Annotated in this window: 18 protein-coding genes; 10 read left to right on the top strand and 8 right to left on the bottom strand. The window is 61.6% G+C overall.

Annotated elements, in window-relative coordinates; translation table 11 throughout:
* Positions 1-53 precede the first annotated feature (53 nt).
* The 6 genes from AB4N85_RS14500 to AB4N85_RS14525 all read left to right on the top strand — a co-directional run bounded on the left by AB4N85_RS14500 (position 54) and on the right by AB4N85_RS14525 (position 7535).
* Positions 54-2129 carry a TonB-dependent receptor plug domain-containing protein gene (locus AB4N85_RS14500; protein ID WP_150743513.1) on the top strand — a complete coding sequence of 692 codons (2076 nt, stop codon included), beginning with the start codon at positions 54-56 and terminating at the stop codon, positions 2127-2129.
* A 1-nt stretch (position 2130) separates the two neighbouring features.
* A complete protein-coding gene (locus tag AB4N85_RS14505; protein WP_150637594.1) occupies positions 2131-3063 on the top strand; it encodes an ABC transporter substrate-binding protein in 933 nt (310 codons plus the stop codon).
* Positions 3060-4964: an ATP-binding protein gene (locus AB4N85_RS14510; protein ID WP_056788141.1), complete on the top strand. Its 1905-nt coding sequence runs from the start codon at positions 3060-3062 to the stop codon at positions 4962-4964. Before AB4N85_RS14505 ends, AB4N85_RS14510 begins: the two co-directional genes overlap by 4 nt.
* A gap of 247 nt (positions 4965-5211) precedes the next feature.
* A complete protein-coding gene (gene fabA, locus AB4N85_RS14515) occupies positions 5212-5727 on the top strand; it encodes a 3-hydroxyacyl-[acyl-carrier-protein] dehydratase FabA (RefSeq protein ID WP_024013962.1) in 516 nt (171 codons plus the stop codon).
* An 11-nt stretch (positions 5728-5738) separates the two neighbouring features.
* Positions 5739-6959, top strand: coding sequence for a beta-ketoacyl-ACP synthase I (gene fabB / locus AB4N85_RS14520; protein WP_016773647.1), 1221 nt, complete (start codon positions 5739-5741; stop codon positions 6957-6959).
* A 387-nt stretch (positions 6960-7346) separates the two neighbouring features.
* On the top strand, positions 7347-7535 hold the full coding sequence (locus tag AB4N85_RS14525) for a hypothetical protein (protein ID WP_016773646.1): 189 nt from the start codon (positions 7347-7349) through the stop codon (positions 7533-7535).
* 68 nt (positions 7536-7603) lie between these two features.
* Here the strand turns inward: AB4N85_RS14525 and AB4N85_RS14530 are convergent, their stop codons facing one another.
* From AB4N85_RS14530 to AB4N85_RS14560, 7 genes are all read right to left on the bottom strand, one after another.
* Positions 7604-8146 carry a DUF2058 domain-containing protein gene (locus AB4N85_RS14530; protein WP_016773645.1) on the bottom strand — a complete coding sequence of 181 codons (543 nt, stop codon included), beginning with the start codon at positions 8144-8146 and terminating at the stop codon, positions 7604-7606.
* Between the two features lie 26 nt (positions 8147-8172).
* The gene (gene mazG, locus AB4N85_RS14535) at positions 8173-9006 is read right to left on the bottom strand and encodes a nucleoside triphosphate pyrophosphohydrolase (RefSeq protein ID WP_024013963.1); all 834 of its coding nucleotides are present in this window, start codon (positions 9004-9006) and stop codon (positions 8173-8175) included.
* Between the two features lie 133 nt (positions 9007-9139).
* On the bottom strand, positions 9140-11383 hold the full coding sequence (gene relA, locus AB4N85_RS14540; RefSeq protein ID WP_041479585.1) for a GTP diphosphokinase: 2244 nt from the start codon (positions 11381-11383) through the stop codon (positions 9140-9142).
* A 101-nt stretch (positions 11384-11484) separates the two neighbouring features.
* Positions 11485-12861, bottom strand: coding sequence for a 23S rRNA (uracil(1939)-C(5))-methyltransferase RlmD (gene rlmD / locus AB4N85_RS14545; RefSeq protein ID WP_252868109.1), 1377 nt, complete (start codon positions 12859-12861; stop codon positions 11485-11487).
* Positions 12861-13763, bottom strand: a complete 903-nt coding sequence (gene cysM, locus AB4N85_RS14550) for a cysteine synthase CysM (RefSeq protein ID WP_041479583.1) — start codon at positions 13761-13763, stop codon at positions 12861-12863. The genes rlmD and cysM overlap by 1 nt, the downstream gene beginning before the upstream one ends.
* Positions 13764-13972: 209 nt before the next feature.
* Positions 13973-15397 carry a sensor histidine kinase gene (locus AB4N85_RS14555; RefSeq protein ID WP_252868110.1) on the bottom strand — a complete coding sequence of 475 codons (1425 nt, stop codon included), beginning with the start codon at positions 15395-15397 and terminating at the stop codon, positions 13973-13975.
* Complete coding sequence (locus AB4N85_RS14560; protein WP_056788132.1) at positions 15384-16106, bottom strand: response regulator transcription factor; 723 nt, start codon at positions 16104-16106, stop codon at positions 15384-15386. The genes AB4N85_RS14555 and AB4N85_RS14560 overlap by 14 nt, the downstream gene beginning before the upstream one ends.
* Before the next feature lie 206 nt (positions 16107-16312).
* On the opposite strand from AB4N85_RS14560, the gene AB4N85_RS14565 reads away from it, so the two are divergent.
* Entirely contained in the window at positions 16313-19066 is a 2754-nt protein-coding gene (locus tag AB4N85_RS14565; protein ID WP_252869564.1) for a response regulator, read from the top strand.
* Positions 19067-19147: 81 nt separating this feature from the next.
* A complete protein-coding gene (locus tag AB4N85_RS14570; RefSeq protein ID WP_252868111.1) occupies positions 19148-20137 on the top strand; it encodes a 2-hydroxyacid dehydrogenase in 990 nt (329 codons plus the stop codon).
* Between the two features lie 5 nt (positions 20138-20142).
* On the opposite strand, the gene AB4N85_RS14575 is transcribed toward AB4N85_RS14570, so the two are convergent.
* Positions 20143-20601 carry a hypothetical protein gene (locus AB4N85_RS14575; protein ID WP_095181584.1) on the bottom strand — a complete coding sequence of 153 codons (459 nt, stop codon included), beginning with the start codon at positions 20599-20601 and terminating at the stop codon, positions 20143-20145.
* 134 nt (positions 20602-20735) lie between these two features.
* On the opposite strand from AB4N85_RS14575, the gene AB4N85_RS14580 reads away from it, so the two are divergent.
* Both AB4N85_RS14580 and AB4N85_RS14585 read left to right on the top strand, forming a co-directional pair.
* Positions 20736-21170, top strand: coding sequence for a hypothetical protein (locus AB4N85_RS14580; protein WP_095181583.1), 435 nt, complete (start codon positions 20736-20738; stop codon positions 21168-21170).
* A complete protein-coding gene (locus tag AB4N85_RS14585; RefSeq protein WP_073472192.1) occupies positions 21170-21574 on the top strand; it encodes an META domain-containing protein in 405 nt (134 codons plus the stop codon). Before AB4N85_RS14580 ends, AB4N85_RS14585 begins: the two co-directional genes overlap by 1 nt.
* Positions 21575-21596: the final 22 nt, after the last annotated feature.

Here is a 21596-nt window from a genome sequence, read left to right on the forward strand (position 1 = left end):
GTGTCGTGTTTTCTGGCCCTCCTTCCCCGCGCTCGCCCCTGTTACTCGCGCTGATGTTCAGCCCGCTGGTGCTGGCGGACGATCTGTTCGTCGACAGCCAGACGCTGCCGCCGGTGCTTACGGCCACGCGCCTGAAGCAGACCCCGGCCGAAGTACCGGGGAGCATGACCGTTCTCGACAGCGAATTGATCAGCGCCAGCGGCGCCCGCGACATCAGCGAATTGCTGCGACTGGTACCGGGGATGATGGTTGGCAGCATCAACGGCAATCAGCCGGCGGTGAATTACCACGGCACCAACGCCAGCGAAGCACGGCGCATGCAGGTGTTGATCGATGGCCGTTCGGTGTATCGCGCCGGGCTGGCGACGGTGGACTGGAGCGATATTCCGGTCGCGATGGAAGATATCGAGCGGATCGAGGTGTTTCGCGGTCCGAACACTGTCAGCTACGGCGCCAACGCATTGATGGCGGTGATCAACATCATCACTCGCCACCCGGCCGACAGCCACGGCACGCGCCTGAAGATCACCCGTGGCCAGCGTGGCATCAACGACTTTTATGCCAGCCAGGGCACCGGTTGGGATGGCGGCGATCTGCGCTTGTCGCTGTCCGGCCAGGAAGACGACGGTTTCGACAGCGACCGCAACGGCGCCGATTATCGCGACAGTCGGCGCTTGAACCGTCTGAGCTTGGCGGTCAGCCATGATCTCAATGAAGATCAAAGCCTCGACTGGCAGCTCAACGCCAAAGACGGCAGCAATCAGCGGCCTTATACCTACCGCCCGGTGTTCTCGGGGATTACCGACGCCGGGAACAATTCCGACGTGGTGGCCAAGGATTACGCCGGTTCGGTGCGCTGGAACCTCGACATCAATCCCGAACACAGCCTTTATGTGCAAGGTTCGGCGCAGCACTGGGATCGCCAGCAGGTCTGGCGCGCCTGCGATGCCGAAGTGTCGTTCAGCCCTGAACTGACGCAGCTGTGGCAGCTCAACCCGAATTACACCGAACGGCTGGCGCGCAACATCACCCGGTTCACCGGCCCCGGCGCGGCGCCCGGCACGCCGCAGGAAATGGCGCTGGCCAATCAAGTGCTCGAGCAATGGCGCAACGGCGCCAGCCAGACCTTGTGCGGCGATATCGACCAGAGCGCCCGCGAGTCGCGTTACGACCTCGAACTGCAGGACACCCTCAGCCTGGCAGACAGCCTGCGTCTGGTCAGCGGCCTGAATTACCGCTACGACCGCGCCGACTCCGAAACCTACTTCAACGGCACCCTCGACGACACCACCTGGCGCGCCTTCGGCCAACTGGAATGGCGCGCTACCGAGCACTGGCTGGTGCAGGGCGGGGCGATGTTCGAAGACACGCAACTGATCGGCAGTTCGCTGACCCCGCGCTTCGCGGTCAACTACCTGATCAACCCGCGTCACGGCCTGCGCGCGGTGTACTCGGAGGCGATCCGTTCGCCGGACATGTTCGAAAACAACGTCAACTGGAGCTATCAGGTCAGCAACCTGCGACCCTCGGCCTATGGCCAGTCGTCGGCGCGGTATTTCGTCAAGACCCGTGGCCCCGGCGATCTCGATCAGGAACACATGCGCTCGCGGGAATTGGGCTACAACGGCTACTTCGCCGAGCTCGGACTGGCCGTCGACGTGAAGCTGTTCTACGACGAAATCACTGGGATGATCAGCGAGCCGCTGCGCAACAATCAGTACATCGCCAGCAATGCCAACAGCTCGCGCTTTCGCGGCACCGAAACGCAACTCGACTGGCGCCTCAATAGCGCCGACCGTTTGCGTTTGACCTACGCCTTCGTCGACGCCGAGGCGAGCAATCCGCTGGATCAGCAGTTGACCTCGCGCAACAGCGGTTCCGCCGGTTGGCTGCGCAACTGGGGGCATGGCTGGAACAGCGCCCTCTTCTATTACGGTGACAACGCGCTCAACGGCTATCGCTTCGAACGCGTCGACACGCGCATCGCCAAACGCATCGCCATTGGCAAAGCTCAGCTGCAATTGGCCGGCGTGCTGCAACAGCGCCTCGATCATCAGCCGAATACCTTCGTCGACAATAATTACGATGAACGCCGGGTAATGTATTTCAGTGCCGAGCTGGAGTTCTAGGATGCGCAACGGCCCGTCACGGAAGACGCCAACCCTTGGCCACTGGCTGGCGGGGCTCTGCCTGTTCTTGACCGCGTGGCTGCACGGGGTCGCGGTGCAAGCGGCGGATATTTTGTTGACCGGCGCCGAGGAAAGCCCCGGCGTGCAGGCTTTCGTACAAGCACTGAGTGAACTGCGCCCGACCGACAATGTGCGGTTCCAGCCGCTGGCCAGTTTGCCGGCACCGGGCAAATTACCGGCCAGTCTGCGCTTGATTCTGCTCGACCTGCCCAGCCTCGACTGGCGTCTGCAAGACTCACAAGGCCCATCGACGCTGGTGTTGCGCATCAGCCGCTTGCAGGCGCGCCAGCGTTTCGCCGATGCCCAACCGGCGCGCCTGAGTCTGCTCTGGAGCGACCCGCCGCTGAGCCGGCAATTGCAACTGATCCGGCGAATCTTGCCGCAGGCCCGGCGGGTCGGTGTGCTGTTCGATGAGCACGGCGAGTTCCTGCTCGACGAACTGCGCGTGGCTGCGCGGCCATTGAACCTGGAGATTGTCAGTCAGCGCTGGGACAACATTCACGACAGCCGTCCGCTGCAAGCGGTGCTGAAAAGCAGCGACGTCTTGCTCGGCCTCGATGACCCCGATCTGTACAACTCGCAAACGGCGAAAAACCTCCTGCTCAGCAGCTACTCGCGGCAGGTTGCGCTGATCGGCCCCAACATTGCATTCGTTCGCGCTGGCAGCCTCGCCAGTACCTACAGCGACCAGAGCGACTGGCTGGCGGTCCTCGACCATTTGCTCGATCAGCCCACCAGCGCCTGGCCGCGAGCGCTTTACCCCGCTCGTTTCAAAGTCTCAAGTAATGCGCAGGTGGCTCGTTCCTTAGGCATCGAACCGTTGAATGAAGCATCTGTCGCCAGTGCCTTGGCCGAAGGAGAGCGCCGCCCATGAATTTTCGCCGCCGTTGGGACATCAACACCCGCACGCAGCTGATCAGCCTCGGCCCGGCGCTGCTGCTGACGCTGCTGTTGATCAGTTTCTTTACCTTCGTCCGCATCCAGGATTTGCGTCAGGAGCTGAATCACACCGGCCAACTGATCGCCAACCAACTCGCCCCGGCCACGGAATACGGAGTGATCTCCGGCAACAACGAAGTGCTGGAAAGCCTGCTCAAGGCGACACTCGCCACGCCCAACGTGCGCTTTCTCGAAGTGCAGGACAGCGCCAACCGGATTCTGGTGTATGTCGAACAACCGGCCGACAGCCACAGTCGCCCGCACCAGGTCGAAGTGTTCCAGGCCCCGGTGCGTCTGCAACGGATCGCCTTGCACAACGACTTCTTCCAGGACGGCAAGGTCAGCAACAGCGCCGCCGGCGAGGATTATCTGGGGCGAGTGATCGTCGGCCTGTCCAACGATGCGTTCAGTCAGCGCCAGCAGGAGATCCTGTTCAAGGCCGGGATTCTCGCGCTGTTCGCCCTGCTCTTCACCTTCGTCGTCGCCCGTCGTTTGGCCGGCAGTCTGTCGCAGCCGATCCGTGACATTGGCGATGCGGTCAAGGCGATTCAGGAAGGCGATTACAAAACCCCGCTGCCGATTGTAGATGACACTGAATTGGGTGCGCTGTCGCAGCACATCAATAACCTCGCCCAAGCGCTGGAGCAGGCCAGTCGCGAACAGCAGCAAGCGATGGCGCAACTGATCCAGACCCGCGAGGAGGCGGAAAAGGCCAACAACGCCAAATCGGATTTTCTGGCGATGATGAGCCATGAACTGCGCACGCCCATGAACGGCGTGCTGGGCATGTTGCAGTTGCTTGAAACCACCGAGATGACCGAGGAGCAGGTCGAATACGCCGCGCTTGCTTCGGAGTCGACCGAGCACTTGCTCAAGGTCATCAATGACATTCTCGACTTCTCGCGAATCGAGCGTTCGGAGCTGGAGCTGGAGCACATCCCGTTCAATCTCGCCGAGCTGATCGGCGCCTGCGCGCAATCGTTCCAGCACAGCGCGGTGCAGCGTGGCCTGGCACTGAATCTGCGCATTCCCGACGACATGCGCGGCTTGCAGGTGCAGGGCGATCCGACGCGGATCCGGCAGATTCTGGTCAACCTGGTTGGCAATGCCTTGAAGTTCACCGAGCAGGGCCGGGTCAGCATAGAGGCGCAATGGCAATCGCTGGATCATGAACTGCTGTGGTTCACCTGCTCGGTGCGTGACAGCGGCATCGGCATTTCTTCGGAAAGTCTGGAGCTGATGTTCAATGCCTTCCAGCAGGCCGACAGTTCGATCTCCCGTCGTTACGGTGGCACCGGTCTTGGTCTGCCGATCGCACGGACCCTGGCCGAACGCATGGGCGGTACGTTGCGCGCGCAGAGTGAGGAAGGACGCGGTTCGGTATTCACTCTGGAAATTCCATTGGCGCTATATAAGCAGGCAATGCCAGCGCTGGCCGCGCCGCGAGCGCCGAACGGCAGTGGTCAGGGCGAAGGACGCCATGTGTTGCTGGTCGAAGACAACCCGGTCAACCAGACCGTGATCGAAGCGATGCTGCGCAGTCTGGGTTTTGCCGTCAGTGTGGCGACCGATGGCGCGCAGGCGGTGCGCAGTGCCGAGGGCAGCGAGTTCGAAGTGATTTTGATGGACTGCCGGCTGCCGATCATCGACGGCTACGAGGCCACACGGCAGATCCGCGACCTGCCCGGACGCCGCGATGTGCCGATCATCGCGCTGACCGCCAACGCCTTGCAGGGCGATCGCGAAACCTGTCTGGCAGCGGGGATGAACGATTACCTGGCCAAGCCGTTCAAACGCAATGACCTGCAGCAGATTTTGCAGCGCTGGGTGTCGTAGTGTGGGCCTTTCGACCATCTGCGACTGGCGTGAAAAGCGAAAGTGCGGCAGTCTTAGGCACCCGAACGAGCCCCAAAAGGGGCTTGATTAAAAATTTCAGTGCACAAGTGTACATTCATGTCCTTGGTGCTGTGACTTTCACCACAACGCAATAGTCTATGAGTAGGCTGCCGGTTCGAGGCATGAATGCCTTGAACGGTCGGGAAGATCTGCCCCACCTGCCGCATGGGATTATTGAGGAGCTCGCATGACCAAACAAAACGCCTTTACTCGGGAAGACCTGCTGCGCTGCAGTCGCGGTGAGCTGTTCGGCCCAGGTAACGCGCAACTGCCCGCCCCGAACATGCTGATGGTGGATCGCATCACCCATATCAGCGAAGAAGGCGGCAAGTACGGCAAAGGTGAATTGGTCGCCGAGCTGGATATCAACCCTGACCTGTGGTTCTTCGCCTGCCATTTCGAAGGCGATCCGGTAATGCCGGGCTGCCTGGGTCTGGATGCCATGTGGCAACTGGTCGGCTTTTTCCTGGGCTGGCAAGGCCTGCCGGGCCGCGGCCGTGCGCTGGGTTCGGGCGAGGTGAAATTCTTCGGTCAGGTGCTGCCGACCGCCAAGAAAGTCACTTACAACATTCATATCAAACGCGTCCTCAAGGGCAAGCTGAACATGGCCATCGCCGATGGTTCGGTCAGTGTCGACGGACGCGAAATCTACACCGCCGAAGGCCTGCGCGTCGGCGTGTTCACCTCCACTGACAACTTCTAAGGGTTATTCGCATGCGCCGCGTCGTTATCACTGGTCTGGGCATCGTTTCGTGCCTGGGCAATGACAAAGAGACCGTCTCCGCTAACCTGCGTGCAAGCCGCCCTGGCATCCGGTTCAACCCGGAATATGCTGAAATGGGTCTGCGTAGCCAGGTTTCCGGCTCCATCGACCTCAACCTTGAAGAGCTGATCGATCGCAAGATCTATCGCTTCGTCGGTCATGCAGCGGCTTACGCCTATCTGGCCATGAAAGACGCCATCACTGACTCCGGCCTGACCGAAGAGCAGGTGTCCAACCCGCGCACCGGCCTGATCGCTGGTTCCGGTGGTGCTTCCACGCTGAACCAGATGGAAGCGCTGGACATCCTCCGCGAGAAAGGCGTGAAGCGCGTTGGCCCATACCGTGTAACGCGGACCATGAGCAGCACCGTTTCCGCTTGCCTGGCCACGCCATTCAAGATCAAGGGCCTGAACTACTCCATCGCTTCTGCCTGCGCCACCAGTGCTCACTGCATCGGTACCGCCATGGAACAGATCCAGATGGGCAAGCAGGACATCGTCTTCGCCGGTGGCGGTGAAGAAGAGCACTGGAGCCAGTCGTTCCTGTTCGACGCGATGGGCGCCCTGTCCAGCAAGCGCAACGACACCCCGGAACAAGCTTCCCGCGCCTACGACAAGGACCGCGACGGTTTCGTCATCGCTGGCGGCGGCGGCATGGTTGTCGTCGAAGAGCTGGAACACGCTCTGGCCCGTGGCGCGAAGATCTACGCCGAGATCGTTGGCTACGGCGCAACGTCCGACGGCTACGACATGGTTGCCCCAAGCGGCGAAGGCGCGATCCGCTGCATGCAGCAGGCGCTGTCCACCGTCGACACCCCGATCGACTACCTGAACACCCACGGCACTTCGACTCCGGTCGGCGACGTTGCGGAAATGAAAGGTGTGCGTGAAGTGTTCGGCGACAAGGCTCCAGCGATCAGCTCGACCAAGAGCCTGTCCGGTCACTCCCTGGGCGCCGCCGGCGTGCACGAAGCGATCTACTGCATGCTGATGATGGAAGGCAACTTCATCGCCGGCTCCGCCAACATCGACGAGCTCGACCCGGAAGTGGCCGATCTGCCGGTGCTGACCAAGACCCGCGAGAACGCCACCATCAACACCGTGATGAGCAACAGCTTCGGCTTCGGCGGCACCAACGCCACGCTGGTACTGAAGCGCTGGGAAGGCAAGTAATTCCCCGCTGCTGAGCCACACCTGAAAACGCCCCGACTGGTTCGGGGCGTTTTTTTTGCCTGAAAATTAGCTAGGACACCGCTGATCTCTGTGGGAGCTGGCTTGCCAGCGATAGCGGAGTGTCAGGCAACGGAGATGTTTGCTGTGCCGACGTCATCGCTGGCAAGCCAGCTCCCACAGGGTTTCAGGGTGTTCTGGAGATGAAACTTCTGTCATGAAACTTACTACCCTGCGACCGAATGTCGCGGTTTACGCGGCCTGCAGCTTTGTTGCGAAATTCGCAACAACACCTTGCGCCAATTGGCAGTTTACTTAGCTGACTAACAAATCCTATAACAGAGTCCTGCACACGCCTTGGTGCAGTAACTTGAGATCTGGAGCTAGCAGATGACTGTAAAAGTAACTGAACGCGACGATTCACACATGTCCCACGAAGGCCTGGCCGCCGGCATCCGTATCTGGGATGTGCATCAACAAGACTTGCTGGTCGGTATGTTTCACAACGAGATCGATGCCCACAACTACAAGGCTGAACTGGAAGTGCAGGAACAGCAAAGAGAACTGAAGTCCGCCTGAAACAACACAGCATTTGAAAACGACAAACCCCGCCATGAGCGGGGTTCGTCGTTGTTACAGCCGTGGATTTACCACATCAGATCGTCAGGGATCTGGTACGCCGCGTACGGATCGTCCTCAGCGTTGACCTCTTCAGTCTGCACGTTGAGCTGGACGATGCGCTGCGGGTCGCGCTCCTGGATCTTCAGCGCAGCTTCACGGGGGATCACTTCGTAGCCGCCGTTGTGGTGCACGATCGCCAGCGAACCGCTGCTGAGCTTGTTGCGCATCAGCGTGTTGACCGATATGCGCTTGACCTTCTTGTCGTCGACGAAGTTGTAGTAGTCCTCGGTGGTCAGCTTGGGCAGACGCGAGACTTCGATCAACTGCTTGACCTGCGCAGCGCGGGCCTTGGCCTCGGCCTTCTCCTGCTGCTGACGGTTCAGTTCCTGGTCGCGCTTGACCTTCTCGGCCATGGCTTCCTGGGCGGCGCGCTGCTGCGAATCGTCCAGCTCGGCCTGGCCTTTGTGGGCCAGGCGCTGTTGCTTCTGCTTGTCTTTGCTGACCTGCTTGGCCTGCTTTTGGTTGACCAGGCCTGCTTTGAGCAACTGGTCGCGAAGGGAAAGGCTCATCAATGCTTACTCACTTGGGCAACGGCTCAGCCGCAGCTGGGCTCATTCTTTTCCTGGCGTTTGGCTTCGCCCCACAGGGCGTCCAACTCTTCGAGGGTGCAATCTTCCATGGGACGGTGGGTGTCGCGCAATGCCTGTTCGATGAAACGGAAACGTCTTTCAAACTTGCCGTTGGCGCCGCGCAAGGCGGTTTCCGGATCGACCTTCAGATGCCGGGCCAGATTGACCACGGAAAACAGCAGATCGCCGATCTCGTCGGCCACCGCCACCGGATCGTTTTCGGACATGGCTTCGAGCACTTCATCGAGCTCTTCGCGAACCTTGTCGAGCACCGGCAAAGCGTCCGGCCAGTCGAAACCGACCTGCCCGGCGCGTTTTTGCAACTTGGCTGAGCGCGACAGTGCCGGCAAGGTGGCCGGCACGTCGTCGAGCAAGGACAACTGCTCGGGCGCCGAGGCTTTCTCGGCACGCTCTTCGGCCTTGATCTCTTCCCAGCGCTGCTTGACCTGCTCTTCGCTCAAGCGCGGCACGTCGAGCGGCGCGTACAGGTCGCCCGTCGGGAACACATGCGGATGACGGCGGATCAGTTTACGCGTGATGCTGTCGATCACCCCGGCAAATTCGAACCGCCCTTCTTCCTTGGCCAACTGGCTGTAATACACCACCTGAAACAACAGATCGCCCAGCTCGCCTTGCAAATGGTCGAGATCGCCACGCTCGATGGCATCGGCCACTTCATAGGCTTCTTCGAGGGTGTGCGGGACGATGGTCGCGTAGGTTTGCTTGATGTCCCACGGACAACCGAACTGCGGATCGCGCAGACGGGACATCAGGTGGAGCAGGTCTTCAAGGCTGTACATCATTTTTCTGTCTCACCACAAAACCATTGTGGGAGCGAGCCTGCTCGCGAAAGCGCTGTGTCTGCAACAAAGATGTCGACTGACACGCCCTCTTCGCGAGCAGGCTCGCTCCCACAGGGAACAATCAATTGCATCACGGGGTACGGTTACGCCGCGTTTCGATGATGTTCGGCAATTGCGAAATCCGCCCCAGCAACCGCCCCAGCGCATCCAGACCGGGGATCTCGATGGTCAGCGACATCAGCGCGGTGTTGTCTTCCTTGTTCGAGCGGGTGTTGACCGCCAGCACGTTGATGCGCTCGTTGAGCAGCACCTGCGAGACGTCACGCAGCAGCCCGGAACGGTCGTAGGCGCGAATGATGATGTCCACCGGATAGGTGAGCACCGGCACCGGCCCCCAGCTGACCTGGATGATCCGCTCCGGCTCGCGCCCGCCCAGTTGCAGCACCGAGGCGCAGTCCTGGCGGTGAATGCTCACACCACGGCCCTGGGTGATGTAACCGACAATCGCATCGCCCGGCAGCGGCTGGCAGCAGCCGGCCATCTGCGTCATCAGGTTGCCGACGCCCTGGATCTGGATATCGCCGCGCTTGCCCGGCTTGTAACCGGTCGCCTTGCGCGGGATCAGTTCCAGTTGTTCGTTGCCGCGCTCCGGTTCGACCAGTTGCTGCGCAAGGTTGACCAGATGCGCCTGACGCAGGTCGCCTGCACCGAGGGCGGCGAACATGTCTTCGGCGGTTTTCATGTTGGCCTTTTCGGCCAGCTTGTCGAAATCCACCGCCGGCAGGCCGAGGCGATTGAGTTCGCGCTCGATCAGGGTTTTACCGGCCGCAACGTTCTGATCGCGAGCCTGCAGCTTGAACCAGTGAACAATCTTCGCCCGCGCCCGCGAGGTGGTGACGTAACCGAGGTTCGGGTTCAGCCAGTCGCGGCTCGGCGTGCCGTGCTTGCTGGTGATGATCTCGACCTGCTCGCCGGTCTGCAGGCTGTAGTTCAACGGCACGATACGGCCGTTGATCTTCGCGCCCCGGCAGTTGTGGCCGATTTCGGTGTGCACCCGATAGGCGAAATCCAGCGGCGTCGCGCCTTTCGGCAAGTCGATGGCGTGTCCGTCGGGAGTGAAGATGTAAACCCGATCGGGCTCGATATCGACGCGCAACTGTTCGGCCAGACCGCCAATATCACCCAGCTCTTCATGCCATTCGAGCACCTGACGCAACCAGGAAATTTTCTCTTCGTAATGGTTCGAGCCGGATTTGACGTCGGTGCCCTTGTAGCGCCAGTGCGCGCAGACGCCGAGCTCGGCTTCTTCGTGCATGGAATGGGTGCGGATCTGCACCTCGAGGACCTTGCCTTCCGGGCCGATCACCGCCGTGTGCAGCGAGCGGTAGCCGTTCTCTTTCGGGTTGGCGATGTAGTCGTCGAATTCTTTCGGGATGTGGCGCCACAGGGTGTGGACGATACCGAGCGCGGTGTAGCAGTCGCGCATTTCCGGCACCAGTACGCGCACGGCGCGAACGTCATAGATCTGGCTGAATTCCAGACCCTTGCGCTGCATTTTGCGCCAGATCGAGTAGATGTGTTTCGCCCGGCCGCTGATGTCGGCATCGACACCAGTGGCCTGCAGTTCGTCCTTGAGCTGGGTCATCACGTCGCTGATGAAGCGCTCGCGATCCAGCCGCCGCTCGTGGAGCAACTTGGCGATCTGTTTGTATTGATCGGGTTCCAGATAACGGAAGGACAAGTCCTCCAGTTCCCATTTGATGTGACCGATGCCGAGGCGATGCGCCAGTGGCGCATAGATGTCGAAGACTTCGCGAGCGACGCGGTTGCGCTTTTCATCGTCAGCGGTTTTCACCGCACGGATGGCGCAGGTGCGTTCGGCCAGTTTGATCAGCGCAACGCGCACGTCATCGACCATCGCCACGAGCATCTTGCGCAGGTTCTCGACCTGCCCTTGGGTGCCCATGACCATCGATTGCCGTGGGCTGAGGCTGGCGCTGATGGCCGCCATGCGCTGCACGCCGTCGATCAGCTTGGCCACCACCGGACCGAAGCGCTGGCCGATGGCCGCCAGCTCGATCTGGCCTTCGCGCACGCCGCGATACAAAACGGCTGCGACCAGCGAATCCTGGTCGAGCTTGAGGTCGGCGAGGATCTCGGCGATCTCAAGGCCAGTGCTGAAACTGCCGGAGCCTTCGGCCCACAGATTCTTCTTCGCATTGGACTGCTGTTCGGCCTCGCGAGCGAACTCGCAGGCTTCTTTCAAGGCCTCGCGATCCAGTGCCAGATCGACACTGACCGCGTGATCGAGCCAGGCCTCGAGATTGATACTGCCGTCGGTGTTGATCGGCTGGTGTGCTCTCACCTGTACCATGCTGCTTTACCTTCCCTACGACGCAGATTCAATGCGTCAAATCGCTGATCCTCAGTGTCCGTTCGCGCTCGCGGGGCTCCGGCGAGCGCTGCGCGGACAGATCAGACGGATTCAGACGAGCCGTCCTGGCTCGCTTCAAATAACGCCATGGCCTCGACATGTGCCGTCTGAGGAAACATATCGAGAATCCCGGCACGTTTTAACCGGTAGCCCTGCTTAATCAATTCCTGCGTGTCGCGCGCCAGCGTGGCCGGATTGCACGACACATATACCAACCGTTTGGCACCCAGGGTCGCGAGCTTGCGCACCACCTCGAAAGCACCGTCACGCGGTGGGTCCAAGAGTACCGCAGAAAAGCCGTTTCCGATCCACTGGGCATCGGTCAAAGGCTGGGATAAATCGGCTTGAAAAAACTTTGTGTTATGCAAATTGTTACTGATGGCATTTGCAGCGGCACGCTCGACCATGGTCTGCACACCCTCCACCGCCACCACTTCACGGACGCTTTTGGCCAGCGGTAGCGCAAAATTTCCCAACCCGCAAAACAGGTCGAGCACGCGTTCTTCAGCCGTCGGTTTAAGCCAGTCCAGAGCCTGAGCGATCATCGCTTCGTTGACCCCGGCGTTGACCTGAACGAAGTCACCCGGCCGGTACGCCAGCTCGAGATCCCACTGTTCCAGGCGATAGCCGAGGCTCTGACCGGCTTCGACCGGTTGCGGTTCACCTTCGCCATGCAGCCACAACTGCGCTTCATGGAACTGGCAGAAATCCTTGAGAATGGTCAGATCCGCTTCGGACAACGGCGCCATGTGCCGCAGCAATAGCGCCAGAGATGAGCCGCTGAACAACTCGACATGGCCCAGCGCCTGCGGTTTGCTCAAGCGCCGCAGCATCTCTGGCAAGCGGGTCATGATCGGTTGCAAAGGCTGTACCAGCACCGGGCATTCGCTGATCGCGACGATGTCCTGACTGCCGGCAGCGCGGAAACCCACTTCGAGTTTTTTTGCCTTCATGTCCCAGCGCACGGCGATGCGCGCGCGCCGACGGTAGCCGAATTCCGGGCCGCTCAGCGGCGCCGCCCACTCTTCAGGTTCGACACCGGCCACCCGCGACAATTGCTCGGCGAGCATGCGCTGTTTCAGGGCGAGTTGTTCAGCGTGGGGCAAGTGCTGAACGCTGCAACCGCCACAGCGGCCGAAGTGTGGGCATGCTGCCGGGCGCCGCAATTCGCTGGCCGTGAACACGCGCTCGGTACGAGCCTCGACCACTTTGCCGTGGGCGCCGAGCACCCGTGCTTCGACCTCTTCACCGGCAAGGGCGCCGAGGACGAACCAGGTTTTGCCTTCGAAAAACGCGATACCGCGACCGTCATTGGCCAGGCGCTCGATGTTCAAGCGCTGCTTTTTGCCGGTCGGGATCTGTGGCGCCTTGCTCCCGCCGGTGGGCTGGAAGCGCAGGCCTCTCTCGTGTTTGGCCATCAGTTCGGCGCGTCGAAAATGCCGGTCGACAGGTAACGGTCGCCACGGTCGCAGATGATCGCGACGATCACCGCGTTTTCAACTTCTCTGGACAGGCGCAGCATCGCTGCCACCGCACCGCCCGAGGACACGCCGCAGAAGATGCCTTCTTCGCGGGCCAGGCGCCGGGTCACGTCTTCGGCTTCGCTTTGCGCCATGTCGACGATGCGATCGACGCGGTCAGCCTGATAGATCTTCGGCAGGTATTCCTGCGGCCAGCGGCGGATGCCGGGAATGGCCGAGCCTTCCATCGGTTGCAGACCGACGATCTGCACGCTGTCGCTCTGCTCTTTGAGGTAGCGCGACACGCCCATGATGGTGCCGGTGGTGCCCATCGAACTGACGAAATGGGTGATGCTGCCCTGGGTCTGACGCCAGATTTCCGGGCCAGTGGTGGTGTAGTGCGCTTCGGGGTTGTCGCCATTGGCGAACTGGTCGAGCACCTTGCCACGGCCTTCGGCTTCCATACGCTGGGCCAGATCACGGGCGCCTTCCATGCCCTCTTCCTGAGTCACCAGAATCAGCTCGGCGCCATAAGCAGTCATCGCCGCTTTACGCTCGGCGCTGGAGTTGTCCGGCATGATCAGGATCATCTTGTAACCCTTGATCGCAGCGGCCATCGCCAGAGCGATACCGGTATTGCCAGAGGTCGCCTCGATCAGCGTATCGCCGGGATTGATCTGCCCGCGCAACTCGGCGCGAGTGATCATCGACAACGCCGGGCGGTCCTTGACCGAACCCGCCGGGTTGTTCCCTTCGAGCTTGAGCAAAAGGGTGTTGCTGGTGGCGCCGGGCAGGCGCTGCAAACGCACCAGCGGCGTGTTGCCGACGCAATCGGCGATGGTTGGGTACTGCAGGGTCATGGCGTATTCGCAATCCAGACGTGCGGGGGCGCCTATCATACCGGCAAACCCGCGCAGGCCATATCACGCAAAGTGCGGTGCTTATGGTTTATGGGAATAAGCAAATAAAAGTCGCGCCAGTGGTGCGACTTTTATTTGAGTAACACTCAGTTCTTGTGGTGATGCTTGAATTCGCGAGCAGGCTCGCTCCCACAGGGGATGAATTTTGCTTATGCGATCTGCGGTGAATGCACAGCCATTGTGGGAGCGAGCCTGCTCGCGAAGGCGTCCGCATGGGCGACGCCATCATCCGCCAACAAGCGCAAATTCAACCGCAGCCCCGCCCCGGTGTTTTGCGCCCAGAGCAACCCGCCCTGGCGCTGCACCGCATTACGCGCAATGCTCAATCCCAATCCGAAGCCACCATCCCCGGGTCTCGATCCGTCCAATCGAATGAACGGCGAAAAGATCCGCTGCAGATCTTCGTCAGCCACGCCGCCGCCCTGATCCTCCAGCCACAAATGCCAATACTCGCCATCACGCCGTGCATCGAGACGCACGATGCCGCCCTCGGGCGAGTGACGAATGGCGTTGCGCAGGATGTTTTCCAGCGCTTGCGCGAGGGTATTGAGGTTGCCGCGCACCCAACACGAAGCTTCGACCGAGCATTGCAATTGCAGGCTCGGCCAGCCGCTTTCATAACAGGCGTTGTCGGTGAGCATTTCCCACAGTGCCTGAATCTGGATCGCTTCATTTGGTAACGGCGAGCGGTCGGTGTCGAGCCAGGCCAGTTGCAGGGTGTCTTCGACCAGCCGCTGCATGCCGTCGACTTCGCGGCCGATGCGCTCGCGCAATTGCGCCAGGCCCTGTTCGCTTTCGCTGGCCACGCGCAGGCGGCTCAGCGGCGTGCGCAGTTCGTGAGAAAGGTCGCGCAACAACTGCTGCTGCAGGGCGACTGTGCTTTGCAGGCGCTCGGACATGGAATCGAAGGCCCGCGCCAGTTCACCGAGTTCATCCGGGCGCTGGGTGATGCCGCTCGACAGGCGCACATTCAACTGGTCGGCGCGCCAGGCGTTGGCCTGTTCGCGCAGGTTGTTCAGCGGCACCACCAGCAGGCGATACAGGCCGACACAGAGCAACAGGGTGAACAGCCCGGGAATCACGCCGTTGGTGATCACCCGCCAGAACACCCGGTACTTGCCCGGAACAAAGCGCTCGGGCAACTCGATGACCAGAATGCCGGCGGCCGGATCCTGCGGGAACGGCACCCGCAGCCAAGGTCGGCCCTTCTTGTGGATCGGCCAGTCGAGCCCGCGCAGGAAGGTCAGGTGCTGCACCTCCGCGGCGTTCAACGGCTGGCTGCTCAGCGACTGCAAATCAGCGCCGATCACCCCGACCCAACTGGCCTCGCGCAATTCCATGCTCTGCAACCAGTCATCGACGCCATTGCGCCCGCCGCGCTGCCACGCCTGTTCGGCTTGCGCGGCGTAACGGCTGAGGGTGCTGCGGGCGTCACTGGAGAGGAACTGATTGCGCTCCTCCATGTAGCGGCCCCACGACCAGCTCAGCCAGATCATCAGCAGACAGAACGCCACCAGCAGGCACGCCAGTTTCCAGAACAGCGAATGCCGCCCCGGCAGCTCAGACAGTTTCATCGGCGCCACTCAAGACATAGCCCTTGCCCCACACCGTGCGCACTTCGCGCTCGGTGTAACCGATGGCTTTGAGTTTGCGGCGGATCTGGCTGATGTGCATGTCGAGGCTGCGGTCATGCGCCGCAAAGCCGCGTTGCAGGACATGCTGATAAAGGAAGGCTTTGCTCAGCACCTCCTCGTTGTTGCGGTGCAGGGTTTCCAGCAGACGGAATTCGCTGCGGGTCAACCCGGCCGCTTGCTCGCCGAAGAACACGTCGCAGTGTTCGTCATCGAAACGCAGGGTGCCGCTGACCACCGCAGCGGTAACCGCAGGCGGGCGCCGATCCAGCGCCACCCGGCGCAGGATCGCTTCGATGCGCACATGCAACTCGGCCATGCTGAACGGCTTGGGCAGATAGTCATCGGCACCGAGGCGGAAACCGCTGATGCGATCGGCCTCGGCACCCAGCGCCGACATCAGCAGCACCGGCGTCGAATGGCTCTGCCGCAATTGCGTCAACAACTGCAGACCATCGAGCCCCGGCAGCAGAATATCCATCAGCACCACGTCGAAAGGCTGACGCTGGGCGATGTTCAGACCTTCCTGGCCGTTCTGGCACCAGGTCACCTGAAAACCGCTGCGGCCCAGATGCTCGTGCACATACGCGCCGAGGACCGGGTCGTCTTCAATGGAAAGGATGCGTGGCTGGCCAACGGAAACAGGAGTCATGAGTATCTGCAAGTAATTCTCAGTTGGCGGATTATTCAAGATTGTCCGACAGCGGGCAACACAAGCTTGGCCTGTCGGACGAACGAGTGCGTCGGCGGCGCTGCATTTTCCGCAAGATTGCCCGCCTGCAAATCGCTACACTGCGCCCATGTCGCGTGCCGGATGCACGCATGTGTCAACAGATCAGCGGGATGCGGGAGATAGGCGTGCTCAAGAAACTGGGAATCAAAGGTCGCGTGCTGTTGCTGACCTTGTTGCCGACCAGCCTGATGGCGCTGGTGCTGGGTGGCTATTTCACCTGGACGCAGCAGACCGACCTGCACAGCCAATTGATGCAGCGCGGCGAAATGATCGCCGAGCAACTGGCGCCGCTGGTGGCGCCGGCGATGGGTCACGGCGACGCCGATCTGCTCGAACGCATCGCCACCCAGTCCCTTGAACAACCCGACGTGCGCGCGGTGACCTTCCTCGCGGCGGACCGCTCGCCACTGGCCCACGCCGGCCCGACCATGCTCAATCAGGCACCAAGCGGCGACAGCGCGCTGTTGCAACGACGCAGCGGCAATGACGCGACGCGCTACCTGATGCCGGTGTTCGGCAAGCACCGCAACCTCGCCGGTGAAATCATTCCCGAAGAATCCGAACGCCTGCTCGGCTGGGTCGAGCTGGAGCTGTCGCACAACGGCATGTTGCTGCGCGGCTATCGCAGCCTGTTCGCCAGCCTGCTGCTGATCGCCGCCGGACTTGCCGGCGCCGCCCTCCTCGCGTTGCGCATGGGCCGCACCATCAACCGTCCGCTGAGCCAGATCAAACAAGCAGTCGCCCAACTCAAGGACGGTCATCTGGAAACCCGCTTGCCGCCGCTCGGCAGCCAGGAACTGGACGAACTGGCCTCGGGCATCAACCGCATGGCCGGCACCCTGCAGAATGCTCGCGAAGAATTGCAGCACAGCGTCGATCAGGCCACCGAAGACGTGCGGCAGAATCTGGAAACCATCGAGATCCAGAACATCGAACTGGACTTGGCACGCAAAGAAGCGCTGGAAGCCAGTCGGATCAAATCCGAATTCCTCGCCAACATGAGCCACGAGATCCGCACGCCGCTGAACGGCATTCTCGGCTTCACTCACCTGTTGCAGAAAAGCGAACTGACCCCGCGCCAGCTCGACTATCTGGGCACCATCGAAAAGTCTGCCGACAGCCTGTTGGGAATCATCAACGAGATTCTCGACTTCTCGAAGATCGAGGCCGGCAAACTGGTGCTCGATCACATTCCGTTCAACCTGCGCGACCTGCTGCAAGACACCCTGACCATTCTCGCCCCGGCCGCGCATGCCAAGCAGCTCGAGCTGGTCAGTCTGGTCTATCGCGACACGCCGCTGTCGCTGGTCGGCGATCCGCTGCGCCTGAAGCAGATTCTCACCAACCTGGTGAGCAATGCGATCAAGTTCACCCGCGAAGGCACCATCGTCGCCCGGGCGATGCTCGAAGACGAACACGAAGACAGCGTGCAACTGCGCATCAGCATTCAGGACACCGGCATCGGCCTGTCGAATCAGGATGTGCGCGCGCTGTTCCAGGCTTTCAGTCAGGCCGACAATTCGCTGTCGCGTCAACCCGGCGGCACCGGCTTGGGGCTGGTGATTTCCAAGCGTCTGATCGAACAGATGGGCGGCGAGATCGGCGTCGACAGCACGCCGGGCGAAGGTTCGGAATTCTGGATCAGCCTGAGCCTGCCCAAGACTCGCGACGACGCCGAAGACCTGCCCGCCGCGCCATTACTCGGACGCCGCGTGGCGGTGCTGGAAAATCACGAACTGGCGCGTCAGGCCTTGCAACATCAGCTGGAAGACTGCGGACTGCAAGTTACGCCGTTCAATACCCTGGAAAGCCTGAGCAATGGCGTTACCGGCGCGCATCAGACCGATCAGGCGATCGATCTGGCGGTGATCGGCATCACCAGCAACGACATGCTCCCGGAACGCTTGAACCAGCACATCTGGGACCTTGAACATCTGGGCTGCAAAGTGCTGGTGCTGTGCCCGACCACCGAACAGACGCTGTTTCATCTGTCGGTGCCCAACCCGCACAGCCAGCTCCAAGCCAAACCGGCGTGTACCCGCAAGCTGCGCCGAGCGTTGTCCGATCTGGTCAATCCGCGCCAGACCCGCAGCGAACCGGGCGAGCCGCTGTCCAGCCGTGCGCCGCGCGTGCTGTGTGTCGACGACAACCCGGCCAATCTGTTGCTGGTGCAGACCCTGCTCGAAGACATGGGCGCTCGAGTGCTCGCGGTGGAAAGCGGTTACGCGGCCGTCAAAGCCGTGCAGAGCGAATCTTTCGATCTGGTGCTGATGGACGTGCAGATGCCGGGCATGGACGGTCGCCAGACCACCGAAACCATTCGCCAGTGGGAAAGCGAGCGGCATTGCACGCCGCTGCCGATCGTCGCCCTCACTGCCCACGCCATGGCCAACGAAAAACGCGCGCTGCTGCAAAGCGGCATGGACGACTACCTGACCAAACCGATCAGCGAGCGGCAACTGGCGCAGGTGGTGTTGAAGTGGACCGGACTGGCCCTGCGCAATCAGGCACCGGAGCGCAGCGGCGACAGCGCGGCGAATCAGCAGGAACTGCCAGTGCTCGATCACGAAGAAGGCTTGCGTCTGGCGGCGGGCAAAGCGGATCTGGCGGCAGACATGCTCGCCATGCTGCTGGCCTCGCTGGAAGCCGACCGCGAAGCGATTCGCGCCGCGCGGGACAGCCACGACCATAATGCCCTGCTTGAACGCGTGCACCGTTTGCACGGCGCCACCCGTTATTGCGGCGTGCCGCAACTGCGCGCCGCCTGCCAGCGCAGCGAAACCCTGCTCAAGCAGGACGATCCGAAAGCCGCCGCCGCGCTGGATGAACTGGAGCGCTCGATCAATCGACTCGCAGCGCAGGCGCGCATCAGCGCCTGATCCACGGCAAGGCGCTGCACGCGCAAAGCGCTACAGTTGTCGCGGGCCATTGCGGCCCGCGTCGATGTTCCAGGAGGATTCATGCGCACAATTTTTTACAGCAGTCAGACCTACGATCGCGACAGCTTTCTCGGCGCCGACTGCCCGGCCGGGCTCGAATTGCATTTTCAAGCGGCGCGACTGAGCCTCGATACGGCGGCGTTGGCCGAGCAGCACGAGGTGGTCTGCGCGTTCATCAATGACGACCTCAGCGCCCCGGTGCTCGAACGCCTCGCGGCTGGCGGCACGCGGCTGATTGCCCTGCGTTCGGCCGGTTACAACCATGTCGACCTGCCTGCGGCGAAACGCCTTGGCCTGGCCGTGGTTCGCGTGCCGGCCTACTCGCCGCATGCCGTGGCCGAGCATGCGGTGGCGCTGATCCTCGCCCTCAATCGTCGCTTGCACCGTGCCTACAACCGCACCCGCGAAGGCGATTTCAGCCTGCATGGCCTGACCGGTTTCGATCTGGTCGGCAAAACCGTCGGCATCGTCGGCACTGGGCAGATTGGTGCGACCTTCGCGAAAATCATGCACGGCTTCGGCTGTGAATTGCTGGCCTACGATCCGTATCCCAATCCCGAGGTGCTGGCCTTGGGCGCACGTTATCTGAGCCTGCCGGAATTGCTCGCGCAGTCGCGGATCATCAGCCTGCATTGCCCGCTCAACGAGCAGAGCAAGCACCTGATCAATCGCGACTCACTGGCGCACATGCAGGCGGGGGCGATGCTGATCAACACCGGGCGTGGCGGGCTGGTGGACACGCCGGCGCTGATCGACGCGCTCAAGGACGGTCAACTCGGGTATCTGGGGCTGGATGTTTACGAGGAAGAGGCGCAGCTGTTTTTCGAGGATCGCTCCGACCTGCCGTTGCAGGACGATGTGCTGGCGCGTCTGCTGACGTTTCCCAACGTGATCATCACCGCGCATCAGGCGTTTCTGACCCGCGAAGCATTGGGCGCGATTGCCGCGACCACCCTGCACAACATCGCGACCTGGGCGGCAGGTGCGCCGCAGAACCAGGTCGAGGGTTGAAGCGCTTACTTGGACAGCGAAGACGCCAGGATCAGCAAGCCCAGCCAGCCGAAACCGAGCAGGCGCTGCTTGCTCGAATGGCCGTTGCGCAGCAGGAACCAGACGAAAAACGCCGGTAGCAGAAACACCATGATTTTCAGCCAGCCCTCCACCGGGCGGCTGCCATCGGCGTTGAGCGGTTGCTGCTCCTCGCGGGCCTGTTCTGCGGCCTGCTGACGACGGCGACGCCCTGCTGCTGCCGGCATCACTTTGGGTAAAGGCTCGGACACTGGCGGCGCAACCGCCTCGGGCACTGCCTTGTTGCGTGGCAGGCTGCCGAAGGAAATCGTCGCGGCTTGCACCGGTGCCGCCGTCGATTGCGCCTGCATGGCGGCGTGCTCGGCCATCGGCGCGCCGCAGTGAATGCACACCAGCGCTTCGGAACTGATGCTCCGCTTGCATTCATAACATTCGATCAGCGCCATGTTCCGTTCCTTCAGATTCGGGGGCCGGCAGTGTGCCATGACTGTCGGCGCATTTGAACCGGATCGAAGGTCGCACGCGTGCATCATTCTGCAATCGAGCCCGTGCTAGCATGTCGCGCATATTTGGAGGACCCATGGTCGAACACGATTTCCGCTACACCCTGATGAACCCGCAACACACCCTCACCGAATGCCGCGCCCTCGTTCCGGGCCGCTATCAGGTGACCGGTAACGGTGGCTCGATCCGCATCGGCGATGCCCTGTTGGTCACCCTCAAAGGCAGCAAGGATTTGTCCATGCGCCTGACCGTCGACACGGTCCGCCACTTGATCAATCCGCCAGGCCAATGGACCGCAATGACCACAGGCCCGGTGTTTGGCGAACTGGCCATTCACACCTGGCAGGTCAACTGCGACAGCTGCGCGAAAGAGCTGAGTTTCGAATTCGCCGTGGATGCCAAACTCGGCAAAACCGCCGAGAAACCCGCCGCCACTGCGCGCATCGCCGAGCTCGGCTGGAAAACCGCTGGCGACAAGCACCTGTGCCCGAAATGCCAGGAGCCTGCATGATGAAACGCCTCGCCCTGACCGCACTGATCGGTGTCGGCCTGGCTGGTTGCGCCGCAGAGCCGGTACAACTGCAGCACAACCGCAGCTACATTCTGGAATGGATCGGCGAGCGGCCACTGATGGATTACAGCCATTTGACCGTGACCCTCGGCGATGACGGCCGCGCCTACGGCAACGGCGGCTGTAATCATTGGTTCGCGCCGTACACGCAGGACGGCGACAAGCTGAGCTTCGGCAAGATCGGCAAGACCCGCAAGCTCTGCGCCCCGGCGCTGATGGAGCAGGAACAACGGTTCTTGCAGGCGCTGGAAAAAGTCGAGCGCTGGGACATTTCGCCCATCGAGCAGATACGCTTCTGGCCGGCTCAAGGCAAACCGTTGCGCTGGTGGCTGGAAGAGGGTTGATCCGCCCTGGATCGCCAAGGCC

The organism is Pseudomonas sp. H1_G08 (assembly GCF_054681355.1).

Coding starts and splice junctions, on each gene's coding strand:
- AB4N85_RS14500 (WP_150743513.1), top strand. CDS start 54: ATGTTCAGCCCGCTGGTGCTGGCGGACGATCTGTTCGTCGACAGCCAG.
- AB4N85_RS14505 (WP_150637594.1), top strand. CDS start 2,131: ATGCGCAACGGCCCGTCACGGAAGACGCCAACCCTTGGCCACTGGCTG.
- AB4N85_RS14510 (WP_056788141.1), top strand. CDS start 3,060: ATGAATTTTCGCCGCCGTTGGGACATCAACACCCGCACGCAGCTGATC.
- fabA (WP_024013962.1), top strand. CDS start 5,212: ATGACCAAACAAAACGCCTTTACTCGGGAAGACCTGCTGCGCTGCAGT.
- fabB (WP_016773647.1), top strand. CDS start 5,739: ATGCGCCGCGTCGTTATCACTGGTCTGGGCATCGTTTCGTGCCTGGGC.
- AB4N85_RS14525 (WP_016773646.1), top strand. CDS start 7,347: ATGACTGTAAAAGTAACTGAACGCGACGATTCACACATGTCCCACGAA.
- AB4N85_RS14530 (WP_016773645.1), bottom strand. CDS start 8,146: ATGAGCCTTTCCCTTCGCGACCAGTTGCTCAAAGCAGGCCTGGTCAAC.
- mazG (WP_024013963.1), bottom strand. CDS start 9,006: ATGTACAGCCTTGAAGACCTGCTCCACCTGATGTCCCGTCTGCGCGAT.
- relA (WP_041479585.1), bottom strand. CDS start 11,383: ATGGTACAGGTGAGAGCACACCAGCCGATCAACACCGACGGCAGTATC.
- rlmD (WP_252868109.1), bottom strand. CDS start 12,861: ATGGCCAAACACGAGAGAGGCCTGCGCTTCCAGCCCACCGGCGGGAGC.
- cysM (WP_041479583.1), bottom strand. CDS start 13,763: ATGACCCTGCAGTACCCAACCATCGCCGATTGCGTCGGCAACACGCCG.
- AB4N85_RS14555 (WP_252868110.1), bottom strand. CDS start 15,397: ATGAAACTGTCTGAGCTGCCGGGGCGGCATTCGCTGTTCTGGAAACTG.
- AB4N85_RS14560 (WP_056788132.1), bottom strand. CDS start 16,106: ATGACTCCTGTTTCCGTTGGCCAGCCACGCATCCTTTCCATTGAAGAC.
- AB4N85_RS14570 (WP_252868111.1), top strand. CDS start 19,148: ATGCGCACAATTTTTTACAGCAGTCAGACCTACGATCGCGACAGCTTT.
- AB4N85_RS14575 (WP_095181584.1), bottom strand. CDS start 20,601: ATGGCGCTGATCGAATGTTATGAATGCAAGCGGAGCATCAGTTCCGAA.
- AB4N85_RS14580 (WP_095181583.1), top strand. CDS start 20,736: ATGGTCGAACACGATTTCCGCTACACCCTGATGAACCCGCAACACACC.
- AB4N85_RS14585 (WP_073472192.1), top strand. CDS start 21,170: ATGAAACGCCTCGCCCTGACCGCACTGATCGGTGTCGGCCTGGCTGGT.